The following is a 25055-nucleotide window of genomic DNA, read 5'->3' on the forward strand; positions in this document are numbered from 1 at the left end:
GAAATTAACGCGAAGGTACGCCTACGCTGGCGATCTCTTCTTCCGTCAGCGGGCGGTATTCGCCTGGCGCAAGTTCCGGATCGAGTTCAATGGCGCCAATGCGCTCGCGATGCAGACCTACCACCCGGTTGCCCACGGCGGCAAACATCCGTTTCACCTGGTGGTAGCGCCCTTCGCTGATGGTCAGACGGACTTCCGTCGGGGTGATAACCTCCAGCACTGCCGGTCTGGTGAGATCTTTTTCATTGTGCAGCTGAACGCCTTTCGCAAAGTGTTCTGCCGTATCGTCCGCCACTGGCGACTCCAGCGTAACCAGGTAGGTCTTCTCGCAGTGGTGGCGCGGAGAGGTAATGCGGTGCGACCACTGGCCGTCATCGGTCATCAGTACCAGACCGGTGGTGTCGATATCCAGACGACCGGCGGCGTGCAGCTTGTGCGCGACCGGCTCATCCAGGAAATAGAGCACCGTCGGGTGATCGGGGTCGTCCGTTGAGCAGACGTAGCCTTCCGGCTTGTGGAGCATGAAGTAGCGCGGGCCGTTCTGCTGGGTAAGCGTGTTACCGTCATACTCTACCTGATGTTCAGGCTGGAGTTTGAACGCCGTATCTTTCACAATGTCGCCATCCACGGTAACGCGGCTGGCGCGTATCTCGCGCCCTGCAATAGCGCGGCTTACGCCGAGTTGCTGAGCGATAAACTTATCAAGTCGCATGAAATCTTTTTAGCCTTAATGGTGCTGGAAGTCGGACAACGCGCCCGAAAAAGAAGCAGTCAAGAACGGTTCAGTATAATGGTCTGGTTGCGCCACTCAAGGGAAAAAGTTTCGTGGCATACTCTATGCGAAATAACTAAACCGAGACCTCATGACTTTCACACTCCGCCCCTATCAGCAGGAAGCCGTTGACGCCACCCTGGCCTGGTTTCGAAAACACACAACGCCTGCGGCCATTGTGCTCCCCACTGGCGCGGGCAAAAGCCTGGTGATTGCCGAGCTGGCACGTCTGGCGCGCGGGCGCGTGCTGGTGCTGGCGCACGTCAAAGAGCTGGTCGCGCAGAACCACGCCAAATATTGTGCGCTCGGGCTGGACGCCGACATCTTCGCCGCCGGGCTGAAACGCAAAGAGAGCCACGGTAAAGTGGTGTTTGGCAGCGTGCAGTCGGTTGCCCGTAACCTGGAGCAGTTTCGCAGCGAGTTTTCGCTGCTGATCGTCGACGAGTGCCACCGCATCAGCGATGACGACGACAGCCAGTATCAGCAGATCCTGACGCATCTGAAAACGGTAAACCCGCAGATTCGCCTGCTCGGGCTGACCGCGACGCCCTTTCGCCTGGGTAAAGGCTGGATCTACCGTTTCCACTATCACGGCATGGTGCGCGGGGACGAAAAAGCGCTGTTCAGCGACTGCATCTACGAGCTTCCGCTGCGGTACATGATTAAGCACGGCTATCTGACGCCACCCGAGCGGCTGGATATGCCCGTGGTGCAGTACGACTTCAGCCGACTCCAGGCGCAGAGCAACGGATTGTTCAGCGAAGCGGACCTCAATCATGAGCTGAAAAAGCAGCAGCGGATCACGCCGCATATCATCAGCCAGATTGAAGAGTTCGCCCGGACACGCAAAGGGGTAATGATTTTCGCCGCCACCGTCGAGCACGCGAAAGAGATCACCGGCCTGCTGCCCGCTGACGATGCCGCGCTTATCACCGGCGATACCCCCGGCCCGGAGCGTGACGCGTTGATTGAGGCTTTCAAGGCGCAGCAGTTCCGCTATCTGGTCAACGTATCCGTGCTGACCACCGGCTTTGATGCCCCGCACGTCGACCTGATCGCCATTTTGCGCCCGACCGAATCGGTCAGCCTGTATCAGCAGATCGTCGGGCGCGGGCTGCGCCTGGCGCCGGGGAAAACCGACTGTTTGATCCTGGACTACGCCGGGAACCCACACGATCTTTACGCGCCGGAAGTGGGCGCGCCGAAAGGCAAAAGTGACAACGTGCCGGTTCAGGTCTTTTGTCCCGCCTGCGGATTCGCTAACACCTTCTGGGGCAAAACCACCGCTGACGGCACGCTGATTGAACATTTTGGCCGGCGCTGCCAGGGCTGGTTTGAAGATGACGACGGCCATCGCGAACAGTGCGATTTCCGCTTCCGCTTTAAAAACTGCCCGCAGTGCAACGCGGAGAACGATATTGCCGCCCGTCGCTGCCGGGAATGCGACACGGTGCTGGTCGACCCGGACGACATGCTCAAAGCCGCGCTGAAGCTGAAAGACGCGCTGGTGCTTCGCTGTTCCGGCATGGCGCTGCAGCCGGGGGCGGACGAAAAAGGCGAATGGTTAAAAATTACTTATTACGATGAGGACGGCGCAGACGTCAGCGAGCGGTTCAGGTTACACACGCCTGCCCAGCGAATGGCGTTTGAGCAGCTGTTTATCCGCCCGCATACCCGCACGCCGGGGGTGCCCCTGCGCTGGATAACGGTTGCCGATATCGTGCATCAGCAGGCGTTACTGCGCCATCCCGATTTCGTGGTTGCCCGTCAAAAAGGCCAGTACTGGCAGGTGCGTGAAAAGGTCTTTGACTACGAAGGCCGCTTTCGCCGGGCAAATGAATTACGCGGCTGACGGGACTTTTCGTTGATGTGCGGGGCGTTTGAGTATAAAATGCCGCCCGCTTCACATCCGTGAGGCAGAACACTCACCTGCTGCTGGGTCGCCTGTAGTAGGGTTTTAAATACAGAGAGAAATCTATGTTCACTATCGAAGCAGAAGTACGTAACGTGCAGGGTAAGGGTGCGAGCCGCCGCCTGCGTAACGCTAACAAGTTCCCGGCTATCGTTTACGGTGGCGAAGCTGCTCCAGTTGCAATCGAACTGGATCACGACAAAGTATGGAACATGCAGACTAAAGCTGAATTCTACAGCGAAGTTCTGACCATCGTTGTTGGCGGTAAAGAAGAAAAAGTGAAAGTTCAGGCTGTTCAGCGTCACCCGTTCAAGCCAAAACTGTCTCACATCGACTTCGTTCGCGCGTAATCGCAAACTCGTCGAGAAAAACCCCGCTTCTGCGGGGTTTTTTTATGGCCGTTATTTACCGCCCGAGGTGCGGCGCTGCAGCTGATCGCGCAGGTTCGGCGGTGTGCCTTTGATGGTCAGCGTATCGGTCGCCGGATCCCAGAAGATACGTTCCCCCAGCAGCATGGCATCAAAGTTGATGGTTAAGCCGCCACCGCTGCCGGCAAATTTCGTCAGCTGACGCAGCGTGCTGCGATCCGCCGGGAAGCTCTCTTCAAGCTCATAGCCTTTTTCGGCGGTAAACTCCTGGAAGCTCACTTCGCTGACGCCCGCCAGCTCTTTAGAGAGCGACTCCAGTTCAATCTCCTCCCCCGCCTGAAGCTGTTCGTTACAGTAGCTGTAAACCTGCTGACGCACGTTCTGGCGCTCGGATTTGTCGAGCTGCGCTTCTGAGGTGAAGTCATCCACCGCCTGCAGCAGACCTTTGTTCTGCGCTTTCGCGTTCAGCCCTTCGCTCGCGCCGAGGAAGTCCATGAAGAAATCGGCCACTTTGCGGCCCACGCGGCCTTTCAGGAAGGTCAGATAACGGGTGGATTCTGGGTTGGTTTCCCATTCGGTCAAATCGATACGCGCGACGATATCCGCATGATTGATATCGAGATAGTGCGTGGAGCTGATGTCCAGTTGCTCGTTGACGCGCATGCTGCTTAAGTTGTTCAGCACCGTGACCAGTAAATACTCCACCGCCAGGTAACGGTAGTGGCAGAACAGCACGATACCGCCGTCAGCAAACGGGTATTTCGCCAGTTCATCACGCAAACGACCGGTTGCCGCGCGGCTGAACGCCAGGAAATCTTCTTCGCCCTGACGCTGCAGGCGCAGGCTATCAGCCAGTTCGCTCTCTTCGCTGAACAGGCCATAGGCTTTATTTTTTGCGCTGTAGACGCGGTGTAACTCCGCCATCATCTCTACAACGGTAGGCGTTGGTTCAAGTAACGAATCGCGCAGCACCACCTCAAGGGTTTGCTCATCACGCTTGATAAGCTGGTGCAAGGCAATCTGGTTGATTTCCAGACTCATGATAAACTCTCCTTTTAGACCGGGCGGTATTCAACCACCACCAACGCATGTGTGCAACAGAAGATAAAAAAGGGGAAAAAAAGCTGTTGCTACGGTAATATGTTGCCCTCTTATCAACAGACTGATTTTGATTTATGCCACAACATTCCCGCTACAGTGATGAACACGTTGAACAATTGCTCAGTGAGCTGGTCAACGTACTGGAAAAACACAAAACGCCGACCGATCTCTCCCTGATGGTACTGGGAAATATGGTCACCAACCTTATCAATACCAGCGTTGCTCCGGCTCAGCGTCAGGCGATCGCCAAATCTTTCGCCCAGGCACTGCAGTCATCTGTTAGCGACGACCAGGCCCACTAAGGGAAACGAACAACAGTTTATGGTGACGAATCGTCAGCGCTACCGTGAAAAAGTCTCCCAGATGGTTAGCTGGGGGCACTGGTTTGCCCTGTTCAACATCCTGTTGGCGATGGTGATTGGCTGTCGTTATCTGTTTGTCGCGGACTGGCCCACTACCTTAACCGGGCGTGTCTACTCCTGGATAAGCGTTGTCGGTCACTTTAGCTTTTTGGTGTTCGCTACCTATCTGCTGATCCTGTTTCCCCTGACGTTTGTCGTCATGTCGCAGCGTCTGATGCGCTTCCTGTCCGCGATCCTCGCGACAGCGGGCATGACGCTGTTGCTTATCGACAGTGAAGTCTTTACCCGTTTCCACCTGCATCTCAACCCCATCGTCTGGGAGCTGGTCATTAACCCTGACCAAAACGAGACCGCACGTGACTGGCAGCTGATGTTTATCAGCGTGCCCATTATTCTCCTGATTGAGATGCTCTTTGCCACCTGGAGTTGGCAAAAACTCCGCAGCCTGACGCGACGTCGCCATTATGCGAAGCCGGTCGCGGCGCTGTTTTTCATCTCTTTTATCAGCTCGCACATCATGTATATCTGGGCAGATGCGAACTTCTATCGCCCGATTACCATGCAACGCGCCAACCTGCCGCTCTCCTACCCGATGACCGCGCGTCGCTTCCTTGAGAAGCACGGCCTGCTGGATGCTCAGGAGTATCAACGTCGTCTGGTTGAGCAAGGTAATCCGGAAGCGGTCAGCGTGCAGTACCCGCTGAGCGATCTGCGCTACCGCGATATGGGTCGCGGCCAGAACGTCTTGCTGATCACCGTGGACGGTCTGAACTATTCCCGTTACGAGAAACAGATGCCGGCGCTGGCCGACTTCGCCGGACAGAACATCACCTTTACGCAGCATATGAGCTCTGGTAACACCACCGACGCGGGGATCTTCGGCCTGTTTTACGGCATTTCCCCAGGCTATATGGACGGTGTGCTGGCCGCACGTATTCCGGCGGCGCTGATCACCGGGCTGAATCAGCAGGGATATCAGTTAGGCTTATTTGCCTCAGACGGCTTTAACAGCGCGCTGTATCGCCAGGCGTTGCTGTCTGATTTCTCCCTGCCTGCACCGCGTAGCCAGTCCGATGAGCAGACCGCCAACCAGTGGGTTAACTGGCTGCAGCGCTATGCTCAGGAAGATAACCGCTGGTTCTCGTGGGTTGCCTTTAACGGCACCACGCTTGATGACAGCAATCAAAAAGGCTTTGCTCGCCGCTACAGCCGTGCTGCGGATGATGTCGATGCGCAAATTGCGCGCGTGCTGAAGGCACTTCGCGACTCTGGCAAGCTCGACAATACGGTCGTAATTATTACTGCGGGTCACGGCGTGCCGCTGGGCGATGAGACTAAAAATATGGACTGGTCTCGTCCTAACCTGCACGTCCCGCTGGTCATTCACTGGCCGGGCACCCCTGCTCAGCGCGTCACGATGCTGACCGATCATAAAGACGTCATGACCACGCTTATGCAGCGTCTGCTGCACGTCAGTACGCCAGCAAATGAATATTCGCAGGGACAGGATCTCTTCAGCGCCACGCGCCGACATGACTGGGTCACGGCAGCTGGCGGCAACACCCTGGCGGTAACGACGCCGGCGCTGACGCTGGTGCTGAACAGCAACGGCAGCTACCAGACGTATAATCTTCAGGGTGAGAAGCTCAAGGATCAGAAGCCGCAGCTCAGCCTGCTGCTGCAGGTGCTGACGGATGAGAAACGCTTCATCGCTAACTGATTAATTATAAACCAGTTAGCGTGGTCTCCCCTTGCATTCAAAAAGGATTCGAGTAGTATTCCTTTTATGCGTCGGCACGTAGCGCAGCCTGGTAGCGCACCGTCATGGGGTGTCGGGGGTCGGAGGTTCAAATCCTCTCGTGCCGACCAATCAAATACAAAAAACCCGCCTTATGGCGGGTTTTTTTATGGCTGACGCTCAGGCTTAGTGCTTGTCGCGCTCCCCGAGGAAGAAGATCCCCAGCGGAATGGCGAGCAGAACGGTGAAGACCAGACTGTAGACAAAGATCATCGCCGACTGCAGCACATACATGCTGGTGGTCCAGGCGGAGAGCGGAATATTGTACTGCTCGATCACGCCCACAATGGTTGCCCGGCCAACGCACGCAGCGGCAATCAAAAACACAACCAGTAATGCCAGTAAAAACTTGCGGCCTTCAGCTGTTTTCAGTTTTGCACGAACCATCTTTCTCTTCCCTTTACAGATGAATAACATTTTTAACGCTTAAAATAACACGATCTCCCCCTCGACTCCACACCAGCACGAAAGACCAGTGACATCGCCATCAGGCAGTGTATTCATCCATACATAATGAAAATGTAAGTAAATCACTCCAATCATTCATTTGAATTATGCTAATCTGGCAGCGAACGTTTTGACATAGACATAAAGGGATAACTGTGAAAAACGCACCTAAATTTGCCATCGCCCTGCTGGCTGCAGCCTGCGTCAGCACCAGCGCATTCGCCACCGACACCAAAAACGATCAGCCTCTGGAAAAAGTAGCCCCTTATCCGCAAGCGGAAAAGGGGATGAAGCGTCAGGTTATTCAGGTTCCGGCCCAGGAAAATGAAGCCAACTTCAAAGTTGAGTTGCTGATTGGTCAGACGCTGGAAGTGGACTGTAACCACCACCGTCTGGGCGGCAAGCTGGAGAGCAAAACCCTGGAAGGCTGGGGTTACGACTACTACGTCTTTGATAAAGTGACTTCTCCGGTCTCCACTATGATGGCCTGCCCGGACGGCAAAAAAGAGAAGAAATTTGTGACCGCGTATCTGGGTGACAACAGTCTGCTGCGCTACAACAGCAAGCTGCCTATCGTGGTATACACGCCTGAAAATGTGGATGTGAAGTATCGCATCTGGAAGGCGGATGAGAACGTTGGGCAAGCGGTAATTCGTTGAAAAAATTCGGGTGACGGCTTCGCCTTACCCGACCTGCAACACAGCACCGAACGTAAGCCGGGTAAGCGTTAGCGCCACCCGGCTTTTTTATATTACAGTGCGATATCCGCGACCGGTTTGTTTTCCGGCTGAGGTTTCAGCTCTGCCTTAGGTGCCGCGTCGGCGGCCTGCGGCTTGATGTACTGCAACTGCAGCACGCGGCTGGTGTATTCCAGCTCTTGTTCCGTCGCCTCAACGTTACCGTTCAGCTTCGTGCCGTAAGATGGAATGATGGTTTTCAGCTTCGCCTGCCATTCCGGGCTGGCGACTTTATCTTTAAACACTTTTTCCATCAGGTGCAGCATGATCGGTGCCGCGGTGGACGCGCCCGGTGATGCACCCAGCAGGGCAGCAATCGTCCCGTCTTTATCGCTCACCACTTCGGTACCCAGACGCAGTACCCCGCCCTCTTTAGGATCGCGTTTGATGATCTGCACGCGCTGGCCCGCCTGCCACAGACGCCAGTCCTCTTTTTTCGCCTGCGGATAGTACTCTTTCAGCGCCTCGAAGCGTTCTTCGTCAGAGAGCATCACCTGGCTAATTAGGTATTTCACCAGGTCGAAGTTATCCAGACCGACGTCGATCATAGGCTTCACGTTAGAGGTGGTGGTCGCGCTCAGCAGATCCCACAGCGAACCATTTTTCAGGAACTTGGTCGAGAAGGTTGCGAACGGCCCGAACAGCACCACGCGCTTGCCGTCAAGCATACGGGTATCGATGTGCGGAACGGACATCGGCGGCGCGCCGACAGAGGCCTGGCCGTACACTTTCGCCAGGTGACGGTTTACCACTTCAGGGTTTTCAGATACCAGGAACTGGCCGCCTACCGGGAAGCCCGCATAGCCATCCGCTTCAGGAATACCGGTCTCCTGCAGCAGCTTCAGCGCTGCCCCGCCTGCACCAATAAAGACGAACTTCGCTTTAATGACGTGCTCGGCTTCGTTGTTTTTCAGATCGGCAACGGTCACGCTCCAGCTGTTATCCGCGTTGCGCTTGAAGCCGCGTACTTCGGTGTTAAGCTGCAGCGTGAAGTTGTTTTTCTTCTGCAGGGAGCCAACCAGCTGACGGGTGATCTCACCGTAGTTCACGTCGGTACCAATTTCGGTACGGGTCGCCGCGACTTTCTGGTTCGGGTCACGACCTTCCATTACCAGCGGTGCCCACTCTTTAATTTGGGCGTGATCTTCAGAGTATTTCATGCCGCGGAACAGGGTGCTCTGCTGCAGGGCAGCGTAGCGCGCGCGCAGGAAGTTAACGTTCTGGTCGCCCCACACGAAGCTCATGTGCGGAACGGTGTTGATAAAGGAGTGCGGGTTTTGCAGCACGCCGCTGTTAACCTGGTGAGACCAGAACTGACGAGAGATCTGGAACGCTTCGTTGATCTCTACCGCCTTCTCGATACTAATGGAACCGTCCTTTTTCTGCGGCGTGTAGTTCAGTTCCATGAGTGCCGAATGCCCGGTACCGGCGTTGTTCCAGCCGTTAGAGCTCTCCTTCGCCACGCCATCAAGGCGCTCGACCATGGTCATCGACCAGTCCGGCTGGAGTTCGTGCAGATAGGTGCCCAGCGTAGCGCTCATGATGCCGCCACCAATTAAAAGGACGTCCGTTTCCTGCTCTTCAGGCGTGTCGGCTTTCGCCGCCAGGGAGACGGTATTCAGTCCCACAGCCAGAGAAAAGAGCATGGCAGTCATTTTTTTCATAATTTATGCCTTCGTTGAATAGTACGTGATGCGTGGAAATTGCAGGTGAAACAGCTGCGCGGGAACGGTAGCAACTTTTAAATATTGTTTAAAGGTTACGAAATTATTGTAATTGTGAAATTTAATGATGGATTGTTTGTAGGGGATTGCGCGTGCCGCTGGCAATGGTCGGTTTTTGTGGCTACTATGCTGCACTTTGTGATCGCGCGCACGGAAGCCTGCCCTAACCTGCGAATTGTTATGTCATTACCCATCTCCCAAGAAAATCACGTTGCTAACGTACTTCGATCGCCATCGAGTCTGATGCGCGAAACGCTGGCGGGCGTAATTACCGCGCTGGCGCTGATCCCCGAGGTCATCTCGTTTTCCGTCGTCGCGGGCGTAGACCCGAAAGTGAGCCTGGTCGCCTCCGTGGTTCTCTGTCTGGCCCTGTCCGTGCTCGGTGGTCGCCCGGCCATGGTGACGGCTGCCGCAGGCTCCGTTGCGCTGGTGATTGGTCCGATGGTGCATCAGCACGGCGTGCAGTACATCCTGCCTGCGGTCCTGATGGCCGGGGCTATCCAGATCCTGTTTGGCGTGCTGGGCATGGCGCGGTTAATGCGCTTTATCCCCCAGTCGGTGATGACCGGGTTTGTAAACGCCCTCGGCATTTTGATTTTCTTCGCCCAGGTTCCGCACTTCTGGAGCAAAAGCCCGCTGATTGTCGGCCTGTTTGTCCTGACGCTGCTGATTGTGCTGTGGGTTCCGCGCTACATCAAAAGCGTCCCCTCGCCGCTGATCGCCATCGTGGTGTTAACCCTTTTCACCGTCACCAGCGGACAGATCCTGCCCACCGTCGGCGATGAAGGCTCTATGAGTGGCGGCTTGCCGGGGCTGACGCAGCTGCTTGTTCCGCTGAATCTGCACACGCTGTCCATCATCTGGCCGTGCGCACTGAGTATTGCTTTTGTCGGTCTGCTGGAGTCGCTGCTGACGGCGAAGCTGGTGGATGAGCTGACCGTCACCCCGTCAAGCAAGCGCCGGGAAAGCATCGGGCTGGGCGTGGGTAATATCATGGCCGGGCTGTATGGCGGTATTGCAGGCTGTGCGATGATTGGACAAACCATCGTCAACGTTGAGATGGGCAAAGGCCGCAGCCGCATTTCAACCGTTGCGGCGGGCATTGTGCTGCTGGTGCTGGTCACCGCGCTCAGCGAGGTGATGGCGAAAATACCGATGGCTGTTCTGGCCGGGATCATGGCCATCGTGGCCATTAAAACCTTCAGCTGGCATAGTATTCAGCCTGCGACGTTAAAACACGCCCCGATTGCCGAAACGGTCGTGATGCTGGTCACCGTGGCGGCAACGGTCTACACCGGTAATCTGGCGATTGGCGTGCTGGGCGGGATTGTGATGATGGTTATCCTGCCCGCCCGACTTAAGCGCACGCCTCGGGTTACAGAAGAAAAATCGTCGCCAGCCCAAGAAAAATAAAGAAACCGCCGGTATCGGTAATGGCAGTGATCATCACGCTCGACCCCACTGCGGGGTCGCGCTTGAGCTTGGTCATCGTCAGCGGAATAATGACCCCCATCATTGAGGCCACCAGCAGGTTTAACACCATTGCCAGCATCATCACCCCGCCGAGCGCCATATCATCGTACAGCCACCAGGTGATGCCCCCCATGATCCCGCCCCACACCAGGCCGTTGATCAGCGCCACGCCCATCTCCCTGAAAATCAGAAAGGCGAAGTTGCCGGGCTGAATGTTTTCCAGCGCCAGCGCGCGGACGATCATGGTGATGGTCTGATTACCGGTGTTGCCGCCGATCCCTGCCACAATGGGCATCAGCGAGGCCAGCGCCACCAGTTGTGAAATGGTATGTTCAAAGCCGTCAATCACGCGCGAGGCGATGAACGCGGTACAGAGATTGATGGCCAGCCACGCCCAGCGCGTTTTGACAGCCTTGCCGACGGAGGCGTGAACGTCATCTTCGGCGCTGATCCCCCCGAGGGCACGTAAATCGTTATCGGTCTCTTCGTAGACCACATCGACGATCTCGTCGATGGTGAGACGCCCCATCAGTTTGCCCACTGAATCCACCACTGCCGCACTCACTAGGTTGTCACGCTCGAAGGTACGCGCGGCTTTTTCCGCGTCATCTTCCGGCGAGAAGACCATCGGTTCGTTCTCCATCACCTCACTCACCCGCCGCTGGGTGCTGTTGAGCAGAATAGTTTTCAGCTCCAGCTCGCCAAGCAGGGTTTTATCCCGTGAGGTGACAAACAGCTTATCGGTGTTGTCCGGCATATCGCCCAGGCGACGCAGATAGCGCTGCACCGTCCCGAGGGTCACATCCGGGCGCACCATGATGACGCCAAACTCCATGATCGCGCCGACGCTGTTTTTTTCGTAGTGCATCACCTGACGCACCCGCGCGCGCTCTTCCGCCGGCAGGGACGCCAGCAGTCGCCCGGTCAGGTTTCGCGGCAGGTGCTGAACCAGGTAAATCTGCTCGTCGATGTCGAGCGTTTGCAGGGCATCCAGAATGGCCTTGTCGCTCATCTCATCGATGAGGTCATCCCAGACGTTTTCGGACGCCTCAAGCAGGACCTGACCACGCTCGTGATCCTGTACCAGCCGCCACAGGGCGTGGCGTTCTTCCGAAGGGAGTGCTTCAAGGGTGTCCGCCAGGTCGGGCGGGGGCAAGTGAGCAACCAGCGCTCCTACCTCAGCAATATCGTCGGATAACGTACCGACATCATATTGCTCAGCCAGGGTCAGTTTACCCAGTAAAGCAGACGTAACCGCTTTATCGGTAGTGAGAAGCCAGATAAGACGCGCACGTTCCTGATCGCGCACCCTGGCGCTGTTTTTGCTTAATACCGACATCAATCATAAATCCATGAAATGAGATGGCATTAAGCATAGCGCGGGGATATGTAAATAAGAATAAACAACGGGGCGGGATGGAGAAAAAAGCGGCATATCGTGCTAAACAGCGTACACGGCGTTGCTACCTTCGCACGGGCGTAAACATGCCGGGTGAGGCGAAGCCACCACCCGGCACAATCGCACTCAGGCCGTACGGGCCACCGCATCACGTGAAGCCGCGTCGCGCTCTTCGCCGGTCAGCTCGCTGAGCTTCCCGTCGCGCATCTCCAGCAGACGATCGGCATGGATGAAGTAGTGATCGTCATGGCTGATGGCAAAAATGGTCTTGCCCATCTCCTGCATCAGCGGCAGAAGCACCTGATAAAACTCACGGCGGAAGTGCGGGTCCTGATCGGCTGCCCACTCGTCCAGCAGGATGATGTCGCGCTCTTCAGCCAGCGCCAGCAGCAGCGCCACGCGCTTTTTCTGCCCCTTGGAGAGCTTCAGGTTGAGGATCTTGCCGTCCTGCAATTCCAGCTTGTGCGACATTTGCAGGTGCGCAAGCCATTTGTCCACCAGCGCAGGGTCCGCCTGCTGCCCTTCCGGCCCCAGCAGGTGGTCGAACAGCCAGACGTCGGTGAATACCGCCGAGAAGAGTTTGCGGTAATCCTCCGGCTTTTCTGCGTTCAGCGCTTTGCCATCAAGCAAAATTTCGCCTGACTGCGGCTGGTACAGCCCGGTCAGCAGCATCGCCAGCGTCGATTTTCCGCTGCCGTTGCCGCCAATCAGGAACAGCAGCTCGCCGCGGTGAATCGTCAGGTTTACCGGCCCGACGGAAAACGCGTTGTCCTGATAGCGGAAGGTGACGTCGCGCAGTTCCAGCGTTTGCCAGTGCGGGAAGGCCTGCGGGCGCGGGAACTCGGCTTTGAACGGCGCGAGGTCGAATTTTTTAAGTTTGTTAAACGCCACCTGAGCACTCAGCAGCGTGGGCAGCGCGCCGACAGCGGAAAGCAGCGGCGTGCGCAGGAACAACAGCGTCAGCGAGTAGGTTGCCGCCACGTTGGTATCGGCCCAGCCCAGGCTATTTGCCATCCAGAACACCAGGCCAATCGCCCCCAGCATCATAATGTTCGACCAGTTCACCGCGCTAAGATGGAAGGTATCGGCCCGGATAATATGGTGCCGGTATTCGCGCGCATCGGGCGTATACAGGTGGTTAAAGATATGCTCGGCACGCTCGCGGTTCAGCGTCAGCTCCTTGCGCCCTTCCAGTACCGTCTGGTAATCGTTATAGAGCTTATCTTCGGTTTCGCGCAGCACCGCCATGTGTTTATAGACGCGCGATACCAGCAGGAAGCCGCCCCAGATGGTAATGACGATCCACAGCGCGGTCACGGCCAGCATTTTGGTGGAAAGCCAGGCCAGATAGGCCGCCGAGCCAAAGGTCAGAATGATCCCCTGCACCAGTTCCGGCAGACGCACAAACGCAATGGTGATGGCACGTACGTCGCTGGTCAGCCCTGCCAGCAGAGAGGCGCTGCCAAGCTGCTCAATGCGCTCAACGTGGGTATCCATGATCCGTTTGATGAATTCGCTTCGCAGACGGAAAACGAAATGGTGGCCAAGCGCGGTCAGGGCCAGCTGTGAGCCAAGCGTCACCGCCATCAGTAGCAGCAGTAATCCCAGGAATTCCGGCAAAACGGAGAGTGAAGTGTCGACCATTTCAATCAAACGCACGTTGATGAAAGCAATCAGGCCAATCCCCAACGCGGCGCTGGCAAGGCTTAGGGCCATTACCGCAATAAAAGGCCAGCGATACTGACGCCAGACAAGAAGAAGTAGTTGCATGCAGAGCAATCCGGACAATAAAAAACAGCCAGCAGTGTAAACTGCCTTGCGCCTACATCAAGAATAATTCTTATTTTTATTCGCTGTACGCTGCCTGCCGGAAGGTCAGGTTGTAACGGTATTCCCCCGTCATAGGATGAACGCCAGGCTTAAGAGGCTGAATACCGTGGTAATACAGGCGGGATTCCCGGCCCCAGACCACCACGTCGCCATGCTCCAGCATCAGGCGTTTCAGGGGATCGCTGCGTTTTAACCCGCCAAACTGAAACACGGCAGGTAGCCCTAAGGAGACGGAAACAATGGGTGCGCGCAGGTCCGGCTCATCCTTATCCTGGTGCAACGACAGCTTTGCTCCGACGGCGTAGCGGTTTATCAGACAGGCGTCGGGCTGAAATTCGGGATACCCCGCTTCGATGGCTGCCTCGTGGCACAGAGCCTCAAAAACCGCAGGCACGGGCGGCCAGGGGTGGCCGGTGACCGGGTCTTCCGGGGCGTATAAATAGCCGCGGGCATTGGTTGCCCAGCCCAGCGGCCCGCAGTTGGTCATCGCGACAGACATGGTGTAGCCGCCGGGCGTCACCATGTGGCGAAACGGCGAGATGGCCGCCACGTCGTTGATGCCGTCGAGCAGCGCCTTCGCGCGCGTAAGCGCAAAGCGTCGCAGGATCACCGCCCCGGGAGCCAGCGGCTCCTGCCAGGGTTCAGCCTCCGCAAAAAGATCGAGCATTAGCCCTCCAGCTTTTTTGCCTCACGTTGTAATAATAGCGTCTTGCGGGCGGTTCCCCAGCGATAGCCCGACAGAGCCCCGTCGTTACGCACCACGCGGTGACAAGGGATCACAATCGCCAGCGTATTCGCCGCGCAGGCTCCCGCCACGGCACGCACGGCATTGGGTTTGCCAATGGCCTTCGCCACCTGCTGATAGCTTAGCGTTTCACCGGCCGGAATGGCGCGTAACGCCTGCCAGACCTGCTGCTGGAAGGCCGTGCCGCGAATATCCAGCGGCAGCGCCAGCGGTATCCTGTGGCTGTCGATACTGGCGATAACCTGATGAATGCGCTGAGCAAACTCGCCCTGCATAGGCTCGCGCGCCGCGTTGGAAAACAGCGTTCGCAGCTCCTCTTCAAGTGCCGCGTCATTATCCCCCAGCAGTATCGCGCAGATCCCGCGCTCGCTTTCCGCCACCAGGCTGCGGCCCAGGGAACAGTCAACGAGGGTATAGCGCACCGCGATATCCCCCCTGCGATACTGTTTTGCCGTCATTCCCAGTGCGCCATCGGCTTTGCGGTAATAGCTGCTGCTGTCCGGAAAACCGGCGTTCAGTACGGCATCGGTAATGTTCTCGCCCTGAGCAAGCGCAGTACGCAGGCGCTGCGCCCGCGCGGCCTGCTGCCAGGCCTTCGGCGTCATGCCGGTCACGGATTTAAACAGACGATGGAAATGGAACGGGCTGACGGCAACCTGCCGGGCCAGCGCCTCCAGACTCAGGGCCGGATCCTGCTCGAGCAGACGGCAGGCCAGCTCAATTTTTTGCAGTTTTTGCGCCTGCGGATCGGGTTTGTCCGGCATGCAGCGCTTGCAGGGACGAAAGCCAGCCTGCGCAGCGCGTTCCGCATCAGGATAAAAACGAACATTCTGGCGCAGCGCGTGGCGGGCGCGGCAGGAAGGACGGCAGAAAATACCGGTCGTCTGTACCGCAAAGACAAACTGGTTATCGGCGAGCGGATCGCGGGCCAGCACGGCCTGCCAGCGCTCATCATCGGTCATGGTCAGGTTTTTCATCATCGGCTCCTCTTACAAGCATACCCCTACCTTGCCCGAGCGCCAGCGAAGAAAAACCCGCAACCTTGCTTTTTAATTTTGTTCCTTTACCAGAAAGCTATCGAACTGCGGCGAATGCCAGGTTTTGAATCCATCCGCCTCTTTGGTGATCATGTAAACGGCCAGCCCTTCCTGACGCACTACCTCTTTAGCTTTCTCGGTACCCAGCACCATCAGCCCGGTATCCCAGGCATCCGCCTCCAGCGCCGTCGGGGCGATAACCGTGACCGAGACCAGGTTGTGCGTAATTGGACGTCCCGTCTGCGGGTCGATCACATGCGAAATCCGTTTACCGTCAAGTTCATAGTAGTTGCGGTAGCTGCCGGAGGTGCTGATGCCGTGACCGTTGATATCCACAATCGCCTGAACCGCGTTCTGCTGGTCGGTTGGCTTTTGGATCGCCACCCGCCACGGTTTACCGCTGGCGTTCATGCCCCGGCTGACCAGCGCACCGCCCACTGAAACCAGATACCGTGAAATCCCTTCCTGCGCCATCAGCTTAGCAAGATGGTCCGCTGCATAGCCCTCGCCTACCGTCGAAAGGTCGACAAACAGATCGGGAATATCTTTCTGAAGATACTGCTGACCGTACTGATAGATCGTCGTCAGGTGCTGTAACCCCGTGCGGGCGCGGGCGTCATCAATCGCCGCCTGGTCGGGGGTAGTGTCAGGCTGTTTAGTGGGGCCAAAGCCCCAGAGGTTCACCAGCGGCCCGACGGTGACATCCATCGCGCCGTTGGTTTTGTATCCCACGCGCATTGCTTCGGTCACGATGTCGGCCATCGCCTCACTGACCGGCCACAGCGAGGTGCTTCTGGAAAGATTAAAGCGCATCAGCGCGGAGTCATTTTTCCAGGTCGACAGCAGCTGATCGTCAGCATCCAACTGCGACTGGATTTTTTCGCGGAGTTCGTCGGCGCGCGCGTTGTCGAGGTTCATCACGCTGACGCGCCAGACGGTGCCCATGGTTTTACCATCCAGAACCGTTGGCGCTGGCGCGGTGGTTTTTGCCGGAGGCGTTGATGCGTCGCATGCTGTCAGAAGTAAAAGCGTAGCCAGAAAGCTGGCGCGTAAAAAAGTCATGTCCATTCTTATTATCCTCATGCCAGGGCGGCAAGAGTACACCAAAAGGGGGCATTTGTAAGACCCCAATCATTGCATGAAAAAAGGGGCCAAAAGGCCCCTTCAACGTACTGAAACGCGATTAGAACTGGTAAACCAGACCCAGCGCTACGATATCATCAGTACCGATACCCGCCTGACGGGTGAATTCGTTTTCGTCAACGAGGTTGATTTTGTAATCAACGTAGGTAGACATGTTTTTGTTGAAGTAGTAAGTCGCGCCAACATCAACATATTTCAGCAGATCCTGATCGCCGTAACCTTCGATGTCTTTGCCTTTAGACTGCAGGTACGCCACGGATGGACGCAGGCCGAAGTCGAACTGGTACTGAGCAACCACTTCGAAGTTCTGCGCTTTGTTCGCAAAACCATAGATGTCGCTGGTGCTCTGGGAATTACCGAAACGGGTTGCGTTATAGGTCTGAGAGTACTGCGCGGCCAGGTAGATGTTGTTGGCGTCGTATTTCAGACCACCGGTGTACACTTCTGCGCGATCGCCATCACCCAGTGCTGCGGTGTTGTTCTGGTCAGAGGTACGTTTGGAAGAGGACATCGCACCGCCGATGCTGAAGCCTTCACCCAGGTTGTAGGACAGGGACGCGCCGTAACCGTCGCCGTTCTGTTTCAGGGTGCTACGACCCGCATCGTTTTCACCGCTTACGCTGCCGTTTTTACCCTGATACTGCAGAGCAAAGTTCAGGCCATCAACCAGACCGAAGAAGTCCTGGTTACGGTAGGTTGCTACGCCGTTGGCACGGGATTGCATGAAGTTGTCTGCGCCGTAGGTGTCGCCGCCAAACTCTGGCAGAACGTCGGTCCAGGAGGTCACGTCGTAGATTACGCCGTAGTTACGACCGTAATCGAAAGAACCCGCGTCAGCGAATTTCAGACCCGCGAACGCCACACGCGTCCAGGACTGGTTGTCGCTTTCATCGGTGTTACCCTGAATCTGGTATTCCCACTGGCCGTAACCGGTCAGCTGGTCGTTAACCTGAGTTTCGCCTTTGAAGCCAAGACGCATGTAGGTCTGGTCGCCGTCAGCGCTCTTGTCATCAGAGAAATAGTGCAGACCATCTACTTTGCCGTACAGATCTAATTTGTTGCCGTCTTTGTTATAAATTTCAGCCGCATTTGCTGCGCCTGCTACCAGCAGAGCTGGTACCAGGAGGGAAAGAACTTTAACTTTCATTTTATTAACCCTCTGTTATATGCCTTATTATTGCCACTGCTTACTGATCAACCCTCTTAATCAGTCGGCGGATTCATTCTCCTTAAAATTACAGAATAATCCAATGGGAATATGATACTAAAACTTTGAAGATGTTTCATTGTTCCATAAAGATGTTTCCATTTGTAAATAAAGAGGAACTTTTACAAAGCACAAACAGTGAAAAAATAGAGCACGCATAATCAAGCTTTAAATTATCATTAATAATATCAATACCTTATACCAAAAATCTTTACAGCACTGAAAGACAAAACAAAATCGTACAACCTCACTAAAATAACTCTCGCTATCATCATTAACTTTATTTATTACCGTCATTCAGCTTTGAATGTCTGTTTATCCCTGATTAGACCGGATGCAACGCATTCGGTTTTTTTTTACTTATCTTTACGTAAATATAATTTTCTTGTGCTACCCGCGTGAAATTATAACGACTATTAACTAAATCGATTATTTCCCCCTCTAAAATATGCATTCTGGCATGAATTTTTAATTTCTTGTTTATTAGTGCTATTTTCGCCCTCGTATCGCCACTTATTTGTACACTCAGCATGGTGTTGTACATCTTTTAAGCTTTATGCGATGAGGGTATTCAGGCAATAAAAAGTCCCTGCTTCACCGATGACGGCGCTGGAAATTCGGTTATTACCCTTTATACTGCCCTATCCCCTTAAAGCGCAGCCACCACGGGTTAAACATATCAATGAGTCAGACTGAAACTACCGCCCCGAGCAAATTTTCCCTTCTTCCCGGGAGCATCACCCGTTTCTTTCTTCTGTTGATCATTGTGCTGTTAGTCACGATGGGGGTGATGATTCAAAGCGCGGTGAATACCTGGCTTAAGGACAAAAGCTATCAGGTCGTCGATATCACCCACGCCATCCATAAACGAATCGATACCTGGCGCTACGCCACGTGGCAGATTTACGACAATATTGCCGCCGCCCCGGCCACATCGTCCGGTGAAGGACTACAGGAAACGCGTCTTAAGCAGGACGTTTATTACCTCGAAAAACCACAGCGTAAAACGGAAGCCCTGATTTTCGGATCGCACGACAGCGCCACGCTGGAGATGACCCAGCGCATTTCCAGCTATCTTGATACCCTCTGGGGTGCGGAGACCGTGCCGTGGTCTATGTATTACCTGAACGGCCAGGACAACAGCATGATTCTGGTCTCGACGTTGCCGCTTAAAGATCTCTCCTCCGGCTTTAAAGAGACTACCGTTGGCAGCATCGTTGATTCCCGCCGGGCGGAAATGCTCCAGCAGGCTAACGCCCTGGACGAGCGCGAAAGTTTCTCCTCCCTGCGTCGGCTGGCCTGGCAAAACGGGCATTACTTTACCTTGCGCACCACCTTCAACCAGCCAGGGCATCTGGCGACGGTGGTAGCCTTCGACTTACCCATTAATGACCTGATCCCGCCGGATATGCCGCTGGACAGCTTCCGTCTGGATCCTGACAACAGCACGCAAAACATGCGCACGCCGCCGGATAAAGAAGGGGCAGAGAGCGTCTCGATCTCCTTTAACGGTTCGAAGATTGAAATTTCCTCCTCGCTGAACTCAACCGGCATGCGTCTGGTGTGGCAGGTTCCTTTCGGCACGCTGCTGCTCGACACACTGCAAAATATCCTGCTGCCGCTGCTCCTGAACATTGGCCTGCTGGCGCTGGCGCTGTTTGGCTACAGCACCTTCCGTTTCCAGCCGGGCCGCCAGAAGGGGGAATCCTCTTCCGTCTCCGTTGGAACAAGTAACGAGCTACGCGTATTGCGCGCCCTTAATGAAGAGATTGTCTCCGTGCTGCCGCTGGGTGTGCTGGTTCACGACCAGGAGGCTAACCGCACGGTAATGAGTAACAAGATTGCCGACCACCTGCTGCCGCATCTGAACCTGCAGAACATTACCACCATGGCGGATCAGCATCAGGGGGTAATCCAGGCCACCATTAATAATGAACTCTATGAGATCCGCCAGTTCCGCAGCCAGGTGGCATCGCGCACGCAGATTTTTGTTATTCGCGATCAGGATCGCGAAGTGCTGGTGAATAAAAAGCTGAAGCAGGCGCAGAGACTGTATGAAAAAAACCAGCAGGGGCGCGCCGCGTTCATGCAAAACATTGGCGAGGCCTTCAAGCAGCCGTTGAAAACGCTTGCCGCGAAGGCTGCCGAACTGAGCACGCCTGAAAGCCATCAGCTCGCAGGCCAGGCTGACTCGCTGGTGCAGCTGGTAGATGAAATTCAGCTTGCGAACATGCTGGAAAGCGATAGCTGGAAAGGCAATCCGTCCCTGTTCTCTATTCAGGATCTGATTGATGAAGTGGTGCCTGACGTGCTGCCCGTGATTAAGCGCAAGGGTCTGCAACTGCTCATCAACAACCACTTACCGGCTAACGATAAGCGCCACGGCGATCGCGAAGCCCTGCGCCGGATCCTGCTGATGCTTATCCAGTACGCGGTGACCACCACGCAGATCGGCAAGATCACCCTGGAGGTCAGCACCGACGAGTCAACGGACGATCGTCTGACCTTCCGTATCCTCGACACCGGCGAAGGCGTCACCGTGAGTGAAATTGATAATCTGCACTTCCCGTTCCTTAACGATACGCAGGGCGACCGCTACGGCAAGGCAAATGCCCTCACCTTCTGGCTGTGCGATCAGCTGGCGCGCAAGCTGGGTGGGCACCTGAACATCAAGGCGCGTGAAACTCTCGGCACGCGCTATTCATTGCACGTAAAAATGACCGCCAACCCGCGAGAAGAAGATGAAGAACGTCTGCTGGATGATGTGGTGGTGATGGTCGATGTGACCTCAAACGAGATCCGCAATATCGTGGTTCGCCAGCTGGAAAACTGGGGCGCAAGCTGTATCACCCCCGATGAACGGCTCGCGAGTCAAGAATTTGATCTGTTTTTAACTGATAATCCGTCTAATCTTACTGCCTCCGGCTTGCTTTTAAGCGATGATGAGCCAGGCGTGCGAAAAATCGGCCCTGGGCAGATGCGCGTCAACTTTAACATGAGCAATGCGATGCAGGAGGCTGTACTACAACTGATCGAGGAGCAGCTGGCGCAGGAAGATATCCTGGAGTCCCCGTTGGGCGGTGATGAAAATGCCGAACTCCATGCCAGCGGATACTATTCACTGTTTGTTGATACAGTACCAGATGATGTTAAGCGGTTGTATACTGAGTCCGCTGCGAATGATTTTGCAGCGCTGGCGCAGACAGCACACCGGCTTAAAGGCGTGTTTGCCATGCTTAATCTGGTTCCCGGCAAGCAGTTATGTGAAACGCTGGAACATCTAATTCGTGAGAAAGATGCCTCTGGCATTGAAAATTATATCAGCGACATTGACGCCTACGTCAAAAGCTTGCTGTAGCAAGGTAGCCTTATACATGAACAATATGAACGTAATTATTGCCGATGACCATCCGATTGTACTGTTCGGTATTCGCAAATCGCTTGAACAGATCGAGTGGGTGAATGTAGTCGGTGAATTTGAAGACTCTACAGCACTGATCAATAACCTCCCAAAGCTTGATGCACACGTCCTCATCACCGATCTCTCCATGCCTGGGGACAAATACGGTGATGGGATTACGCTCATCAAATATATTAAACGTCACTTCCCTGACATCTCGATCATCGTTCTGACCATGAACAACAACCCGGCTATCCTGAGCGCGGTGTTGGATCTGGATATTGAAGGGATTGTGCTGAAGCAAGGTGCACCTACCGACCTGCCGAAAGCGCTCGCCGCGCTGCAGAAAGGCAAGAAGTTCACCCCTGAGAGCGTCTCCCGTCTGCTGGAGAAAATCAGCGCGGGTGGCTACGGTGACAAACGCCTGTCACCGAAAGAGAGTGAAGTTCTGCGTCTGTTCGCTGAAGGTTTCCTGGTCACCGAGATTGCCAAGAAGCTGAACCGCAGCATTAAAACCATCAGTAGCCAGAAAAAATCCGCGATGATGAAGTTGGGTGTGGATAACGATATCGCCCTGCTGAACTATCTCTCTTCCGTTACGCTGAGCGCGTCGGACAAGGATTGATCTCCGCTGTCTGTGCCGGGTGGCGCTCGCGTTACCCGGCACACAGAACCCGTAGGCCCGCGCAAGCGCAGCGCCGCCGGGCAAATAAAAAGGCCCTTACGGGCCTTTTTTTATACTCTCGTTTTCCTGACCCTGTCTGCATACACCGACAACGTCTGCTTCAGCACGTCCAGCGTCACCGGTTTTGACAGGCAGCTGTCCATACCCGACTCAAGACAGCGCTGTTTCTCTTCCGCCAGGGCGTTTGCCGTCACGCCTACCACTGGCAGCGTCAGGCCAAGCTGACGAATGCGCTGCGTCAGGCGATACCCGTCCATATTCGGCATATTCACGTCGCTCAGCACGATATCAATATGGTTTTTGCTGAGAACGTTAAGCGCATCGACGCCATCGTTCGCCGTTTTGCACTGATACCCCAGCGAGCCGAGTTGGTCAGCCAGAAGGCGACGGTTAATTGGATGGTCGTCCACCACCAGGATCATCATGTCGTCATTCAGCGAGGCCAGCGACTCAGGAGAAGGCAGCGCCGATGCGTTATCCCCGTCGTCCAGCTGGATGCTGTAAATGCGCGCCAGCAAGGCTAACAGCTCGTGCGGCGTAGCCACGCTGTGCACCCACTCGCCGGGCGCGCGCTCAACGGGTATGCCGATATGACGTCGGCAGAAGATCACCGCGCCCCTGCCCTGCCACGGCTGCTCCGGCGGGTCATCCGCAATCAGCATGTCGTCCGCATCCGGGGTTTGCCCTTCGTAGAGAGACACCTCGATGCCATTGCTGCTTAACAAGGATCTGAGGTATTCGTTCAGCGATGCGTTATTGACGGCCAGCCAGCAGCGTTTACCGCTCAGGCCGTCCAGCATCGGTTTGGCCGGGTACTGCGCCGAGTAGAGCGGAATACGAATGGTAAACTGGCTCCCCATGCCCGGTTCGGTATCCACGGAGATATCGCCGTCCATCATGCTGATCAGTTTTTCGCAAATCGCCAGCCCCAGCCCGGTGCCCTGGAAGTTGCGCTGTACTCCGGTCCCCACCTGGAAGAAGGGATCAAACAGGCGCACTACTTCTTTCGCCGGGATCCCGACGCCCGTATCGCGCACGCGAATGGTCAAATAGTCGCCAACGAGGCAGACATGCAGCACAATACAGCCCGTGTCGGTGAATTTAATCGCGTTGCTGAGCAGGTTCGAGATGACCTGCTGCAGGCGCATCGGGTCGCCATGCAGCGTCAGCGGCACGTCAGGCTCAATAAAGCAGTACAGCCCCAGCTGTTTACGCACCACCAGCGGCATGTAGTTCGCGCTGATGTGATTCATCACCTCACGCGGGGAGAACTCCCGCGGCTCGATTTTGAGCTGTTCGGACTCAATTTTCGAGAAGTCGAGAATGTCGCTGATGATTTTCAACAGCAGACTTGAGGAGTTGTTCATGGCCGTAACCAGCCTGTCGACCCCTTTCGGTAACTCCTTGGTCTGCAACAGATCGAGGTTACCGATAATGCCGTAAAGCGGCGTGCGCAACTCATGGCTGACGGTGGCAAGGAACATCGACTTCGACTGGCTGGCCTGCTCCGCCGCCTGCGCCATCTCCTGCAATGACTCTTCCATCTTCACGCGCGCAGAGACATCCACCAGCACGCAGATCGCCACGTTTTCATTACGGTAGCGCGAATGCACAAAGCTGATCTGCAGGTTAGTGTGGGTGCTGGTCAGCACGTCGACAAAGTTAACCTGCTGACCGCAGATGATCTGCGTCAGCCGCTGCCGGTCTTCGTGGGTCAGCATGTTGAGGTAGTTATGTGCCAGCTCATTGCTGAGGATGTTGGTGCCATCCTGGGTACGCAGAATACAGATTCCCACCGGCGCAGAGGCGACAATCTTGCGGTTGAACTGCTCGTGCTCTTCCAGACGCTGGGCATCACTCTCGGCAGGGATAAATATCCGGCGCTCGTACATCCGCGCCAGCATAAACAGCGCGACGCCGACCAGCACGTTCAGCAGGATGGCATTGAGGATCAGGATACGGATCCGCTCAAGCACCATATCAACAGGCACCGAGTAGACGATGCTGAGCGAGGACGGCGGTAAACTTTTCTTGAGCACCAGCTCGCGGAAGCCCGAGGTGTAGCCAAACCACGAGCGCTCCTGCATCCAGTGCGGATCGATTTTTAAGCGGCTCTCCGGCCCGGTCAGCGAAATCAGCGTATGGCCGTTTTCATCCAGAATGGTCACGCCCATCGGCAGGCTGCCCGGCGTGAAGAAGTTTTCCATACGGATGGTTTGTTCCGTTCCCAGCAGCGCCTGCAGGCGGTTAGCCAGGTATACGGGGGTAAGGGCATAGAAATAGCCGACGCCCATGCGCGGCCCCTGGCTTATCCAGAAGATGTTATTGCCGCGCTCTTCCTGAGGCGCATTGCGGTATTTAACGATTCGTTCATGCAGGCTTTTCAGCGCATCATCCCGTTCGACGGGTATATCACGCAGGCCAAAGTCGGCCATGCAGAGATTTTCGCTGCCGATAAGGAACACGCGGTTCAGATCGTAGGCGGCGGAAAAATTATCCCGCCAGTAGCGCATAAACCAGGCAAGAGATTCGAGCGAACCGCGCCAGGTGTTACCCATCGCGGAGCAGTCTGAGTCCGGGAACAGTGGCTCGAAATTGGGCACTTCCGTTTTATCTTTGCGTCCACGGATAGCCATAATGCCGTTTTCCGCCGTCAGGCGATTTTCAGCAATGTATTTCAGCTCCTTCATTACATCCGACGTTCGCTGAATGTAACGCTGGGCCTGATCGGAGCTGATACTGAACTCCTGGCGAATTTCAGCTTCTTTCTGGTTAAGCGCGTTAACAATATAAAAGACCGAGATCAGCGCCACCAGCAGCCACAGCAACAGTGCCAGCGCCCGAAACAGATAACGAGAGACTTTCAGCGTAGTACGAAAGGAGACAAGGTATTTCAAAGGGGCGAGGCTCCGCCA

General features: G+C 55.6%; 19 protein-coding genes and 1 tRNA gene. 9 read left to right on the top strand and 11 right to left on the bottom strand.

Going from position 1 to position 25055, the window contains the following annotated elements; translation table 11 throughout:
* Positions 1 to 4 precede the first annotated feature (4 nt).
* Positions 5 to 712, bottom strand: a complete 708-nt coding sequence (gene rsuA, locus QLG21_RS02560; protein WP_137849404.1) for a 16S rRNA pseudouridine(516) synthase RsuA — start codon at positions 710 to 712, stop codon at positions 5 to 7.
* Between the two features lie 151 nt (positions 713 to 863).
* On the opposite strand from rsuA, the gene QLG21_RS02565 reads away from it, so the two are divergent.
* Positions 864 to 2624, top strand: a complete 1761-nt coding sequence (locus QLG21_RS02565) for a DEAD/DEAH box helicase (RefSeq protein ID WP_006176450.1) — start codon at positions 864 to 866, stop codon at positions 2622 to 2624.
* A gap of 125 nt (positions 2625 to 2749) precedes the next feature.
* Positions 2750 to 3034 carry a 50S ribosomal protein L25 gene (rplY, locus tag QLG21_RS02570; RefSeq protein WP_006176451.1) on the top strand — a complete coding sequence of 95 codons (285 nt, stop codon included), beginning with the start codon at positions 2750 to 2752 and terminating at the stop codon, positions 3032 to 3034.
* A 51-nt stretch (positions 3035 to 3085) separates the two neighbouring features.
* Here the strand turns inward: rplY and yejK are convergent, their stop codons facing one another.
* Complete coding sequence (yejK, locus tag QLG21_RS02575) at positions 3086 to 4093, bottom strand: nucleoid-associated protein YejK (protein ID WP_006176452.1); 1008 nt, start codon at positions 4091 to 4093, stop codon at positions 3086 to 3088.
* A 134-nt stretch (positions 4094 to 4227) separates the two neighbouring features.
* Between yejK and QLG21_RS02580 the strand changes: the two genes are divergently transcribed.
* From QLG21_RS02580 to QLG21_RS02590, 3 genes are all read left to right on the top strand, one after another.
* On the top strand, positions 4228 to 4455 hold the full coding sequence (locus tag QLG21_RS02580; protein ID WP_001135586.1) for a YejL family protein: 228 nt from the start codon (positions 4228 to 4230) through the stop codon (positions 4453 to 4455).
* Positions 4456 to 4474: 19 nt separating this feature from the next.
* Positions 4475 to 6235 carry an LPS biosynthesis-modulating metalloenzyme YejM gene (gene yejM / locus QLG21_RS02585; RefSeq protein ID WP_137849407.1) on the top strand — a complete coding sequence of 587 codons (1761 nt, stop codon included), beginning with the start codon at positions 4475 to 4477 and terminating at the stop codon, positions 6233 to 6235.
* A 72-nt stretch (positions 6236 to 6307) separates the two neighbouring features.
* A tRNA-Pro gene (locus QLG21_RS02590) sits at positions 6308 to 6384 on the top strand.
* Between the two features lie 55 nt (positions 6385 to 6439).
* On the opposite strand, the gene QLG21_RS02595 is transcribed toward QLG21_RS02590, so the two are convergent.
* The gene (locus QLG21_RS02595; RefSeq protein WP_042320288.1) at positions 6440 to 6700 is read right to left on the bottom strand and encodes a DUF2534 family protein; all 261 of its coding nucleotides are present in this window, start codon (positions 6698 to 6700) and stop codon (positions 6440 to 6442) included.
* Between the two features lie 215 nt (positions 6701 to 6915).
* Here QLG21_RS02595 and eco point away from each other — a divergent pair, with 215 nt between their 5' ends.
* Positions 6916 to 7419, top strand: a complete 504-nt coding sequence (gene eco, locus QLG21_RS02600; protein WP_006176455.1) for a serine protease inhibitor ecotin — start codon at positions 6916 to 6918, stop codon at positions 7417 to 7419.
* Positions 7420 to 7511: 92 nt separating this feature from the next.
* On the opposite strand, the gene mqo is transcribed toward eco, so the two are convergent.
* Positions 7512 to 9161 carry a malate dehydrogenase (quinone) gene (mqo, locus tag QLG21_RS02605; protein WP_101737247.1) on the bottom strand — a complete coding sequence of 550 codons (1650 nt, stop codon included), beginning with the start codon at positions 9159 to 9161 and terminating at the stop codon, positions 7512 to 7514.
* Between the two features lie 186 nt (positions 9162 to 9347).
* On the opposite strand from mqo, the gene QLG21_RS02610 reads away from it, so the two are divergent.
* Entirely contained in the window at positions 9348 to 10634 is a 1287-nt protein-coding gene (locus QLG21_RS02610; protein WP_137272552.1) for a SulP family inorganic anion transporter, read from the top strand.
* On the opposite strand, the gene mgtE is transcribed toward QLG21_RS02610, so the two are convergent.
* The 6 genes from mgtE to QLG21_RS02640 all read right to left on the bottom strand — a co-directional run bounded on the left by mgtE (position 10597) and on the right by QLG21_RS02640 (position 17995).
* Positions 10597 to 12033 carry a magnesium transporter gene (mgtE, locus tag QLG21_RS02615; RefSeq protein ID WP_006176459.1) on the bottom strand — a complete coding sequence of 479 codons (1437 nt, stop codon included), beginning with the start codon at positions 12031 to 12033 and terminating at the stop codon, positions 10597 to 10599. The two genes, QLG21_RS02610 and mgtE, sit on opposite strands and share 38 nt — an antisense overlap.
* Before the next feature lie 186 nt (positions 12034 to 12219).
* Positions 12220 to 13863 carry a multidrug ABC transporter permease/ATP-binding protein gene (locus QLG21_RS02620; RefSeq protein ID WP_006176461.1) on the bottom strand — a complete coding sequence of 548 codons (1644 nt, stop codon included), beginning with the start codon at positions 13861 to 13863 and terminating at the stop codon, positions 12220 to 12222.
* 76 nt (positions 13864 to 13939) lie between these two features.
* On the bottom strand, positions 13940 to 14590 hold the full coding sequence (alkB, locus tag QLG21_RS02625; RefSeq protein ID WP_282483838.1) for a DNA oxidative demethylase AlkB: 651 nt from the start codon (positions 14588 to 14590) through the stop codon (positions 13940 to 13942).
* Positions 14590 to 15645, bottom strand: a complete 1056-nt coding sequence (ada, locus tag QLG21_RS02630) for a bifunctional DNA-binding transcriptional regulator/O6-methylguanine-DNA methyltransferase Ada (RefSeq protein WP_282483876.1) — start codon at positions 15643 to 15645, stop codon at positions 14590 to 14592. The genes alkB and ada overlap by 1 nt, the downstream gene beginning before the upstream one ends.
* A gap of 72 nt (positions 15646 to 15717) precedes the next feature.
* Positions 15718 to 16773, bottom strand: coding sequence for an FAD:protein FMN transferase ApbE (apbE, locus tag QLG21_RS02635; RefSeq protein WP_042320291.1), 1056 nt, complete (start codon positions 16771 to 16773; stop codon positions 15718 to 15720).
* 115 nt (positions 16774 to 16888) lie between these two features.
* Entirely contained in the window at positions 16889 to 17995 is a 1107-nt protein-coding gene (locus QLG21_RS02640) for a porin OmpC (protein ID WP_058609847.1), read from the bottom strand.
* 742 nt (positions 17996 to 18737) lie between these two features.
* Between QLG21_RS02640 and rcsD the strand changes: the two genes are divergently transcribed.
* Together rcsD and rcsB are read left to right on the top strand one after the other, a co-directional pair.
* The gene (rcsD, locus tag QLG21_RS02645; protein ID WP_282483839.1) at positions 18738 to 21413 is read left to right on the top strand and encodes a phosphotransferase RcsD; all 2676 of its coding nucleotides are present in this window, start codon (positions 18738 to 18740) and stop codon (positions 21411 to 21413) included.
* 16 nt (positions 21414 to 21429) lie between these two features.
* Positions 21430 to 22080: a response regulator transcription factor RcsB gene (gene rcsB, locus QLG21_RS02650; RefSeq protein ID WP_006176468.1), complete on the top strand. Its 651-nt coding sequence runs from the start codon at positions 21430 to 21432 to the stop codon at positions 22078 to 22080.
* Positions 22081 to 22190: 110 nt separating this feature from the next.
* Here rcsB and rcsC read toward each other — a convergent pair whose 3' ends face one another.
* Entirely contained in the window at positions 22191 to 25037 is a 2847-nt protein-coding gene (gene rcsC / locus QLG21_RS02655; protein ID WP_282483840.1) for a two-component system sensor histidine kinase RcsC, read from the bottom strand.
* Positions 25038 to 25055: the final 18 nt, after the last annotated feature.

This window comes from Enterobacter sp. V87_3, assembly GCF_029967835.1.
GTDB lineage: Bacteria > Pseudomonadota > Gammaproteobacteria > Enterobacterales > Enterobacteriaceae > Enterobacter > Enterobacter cancerogenus.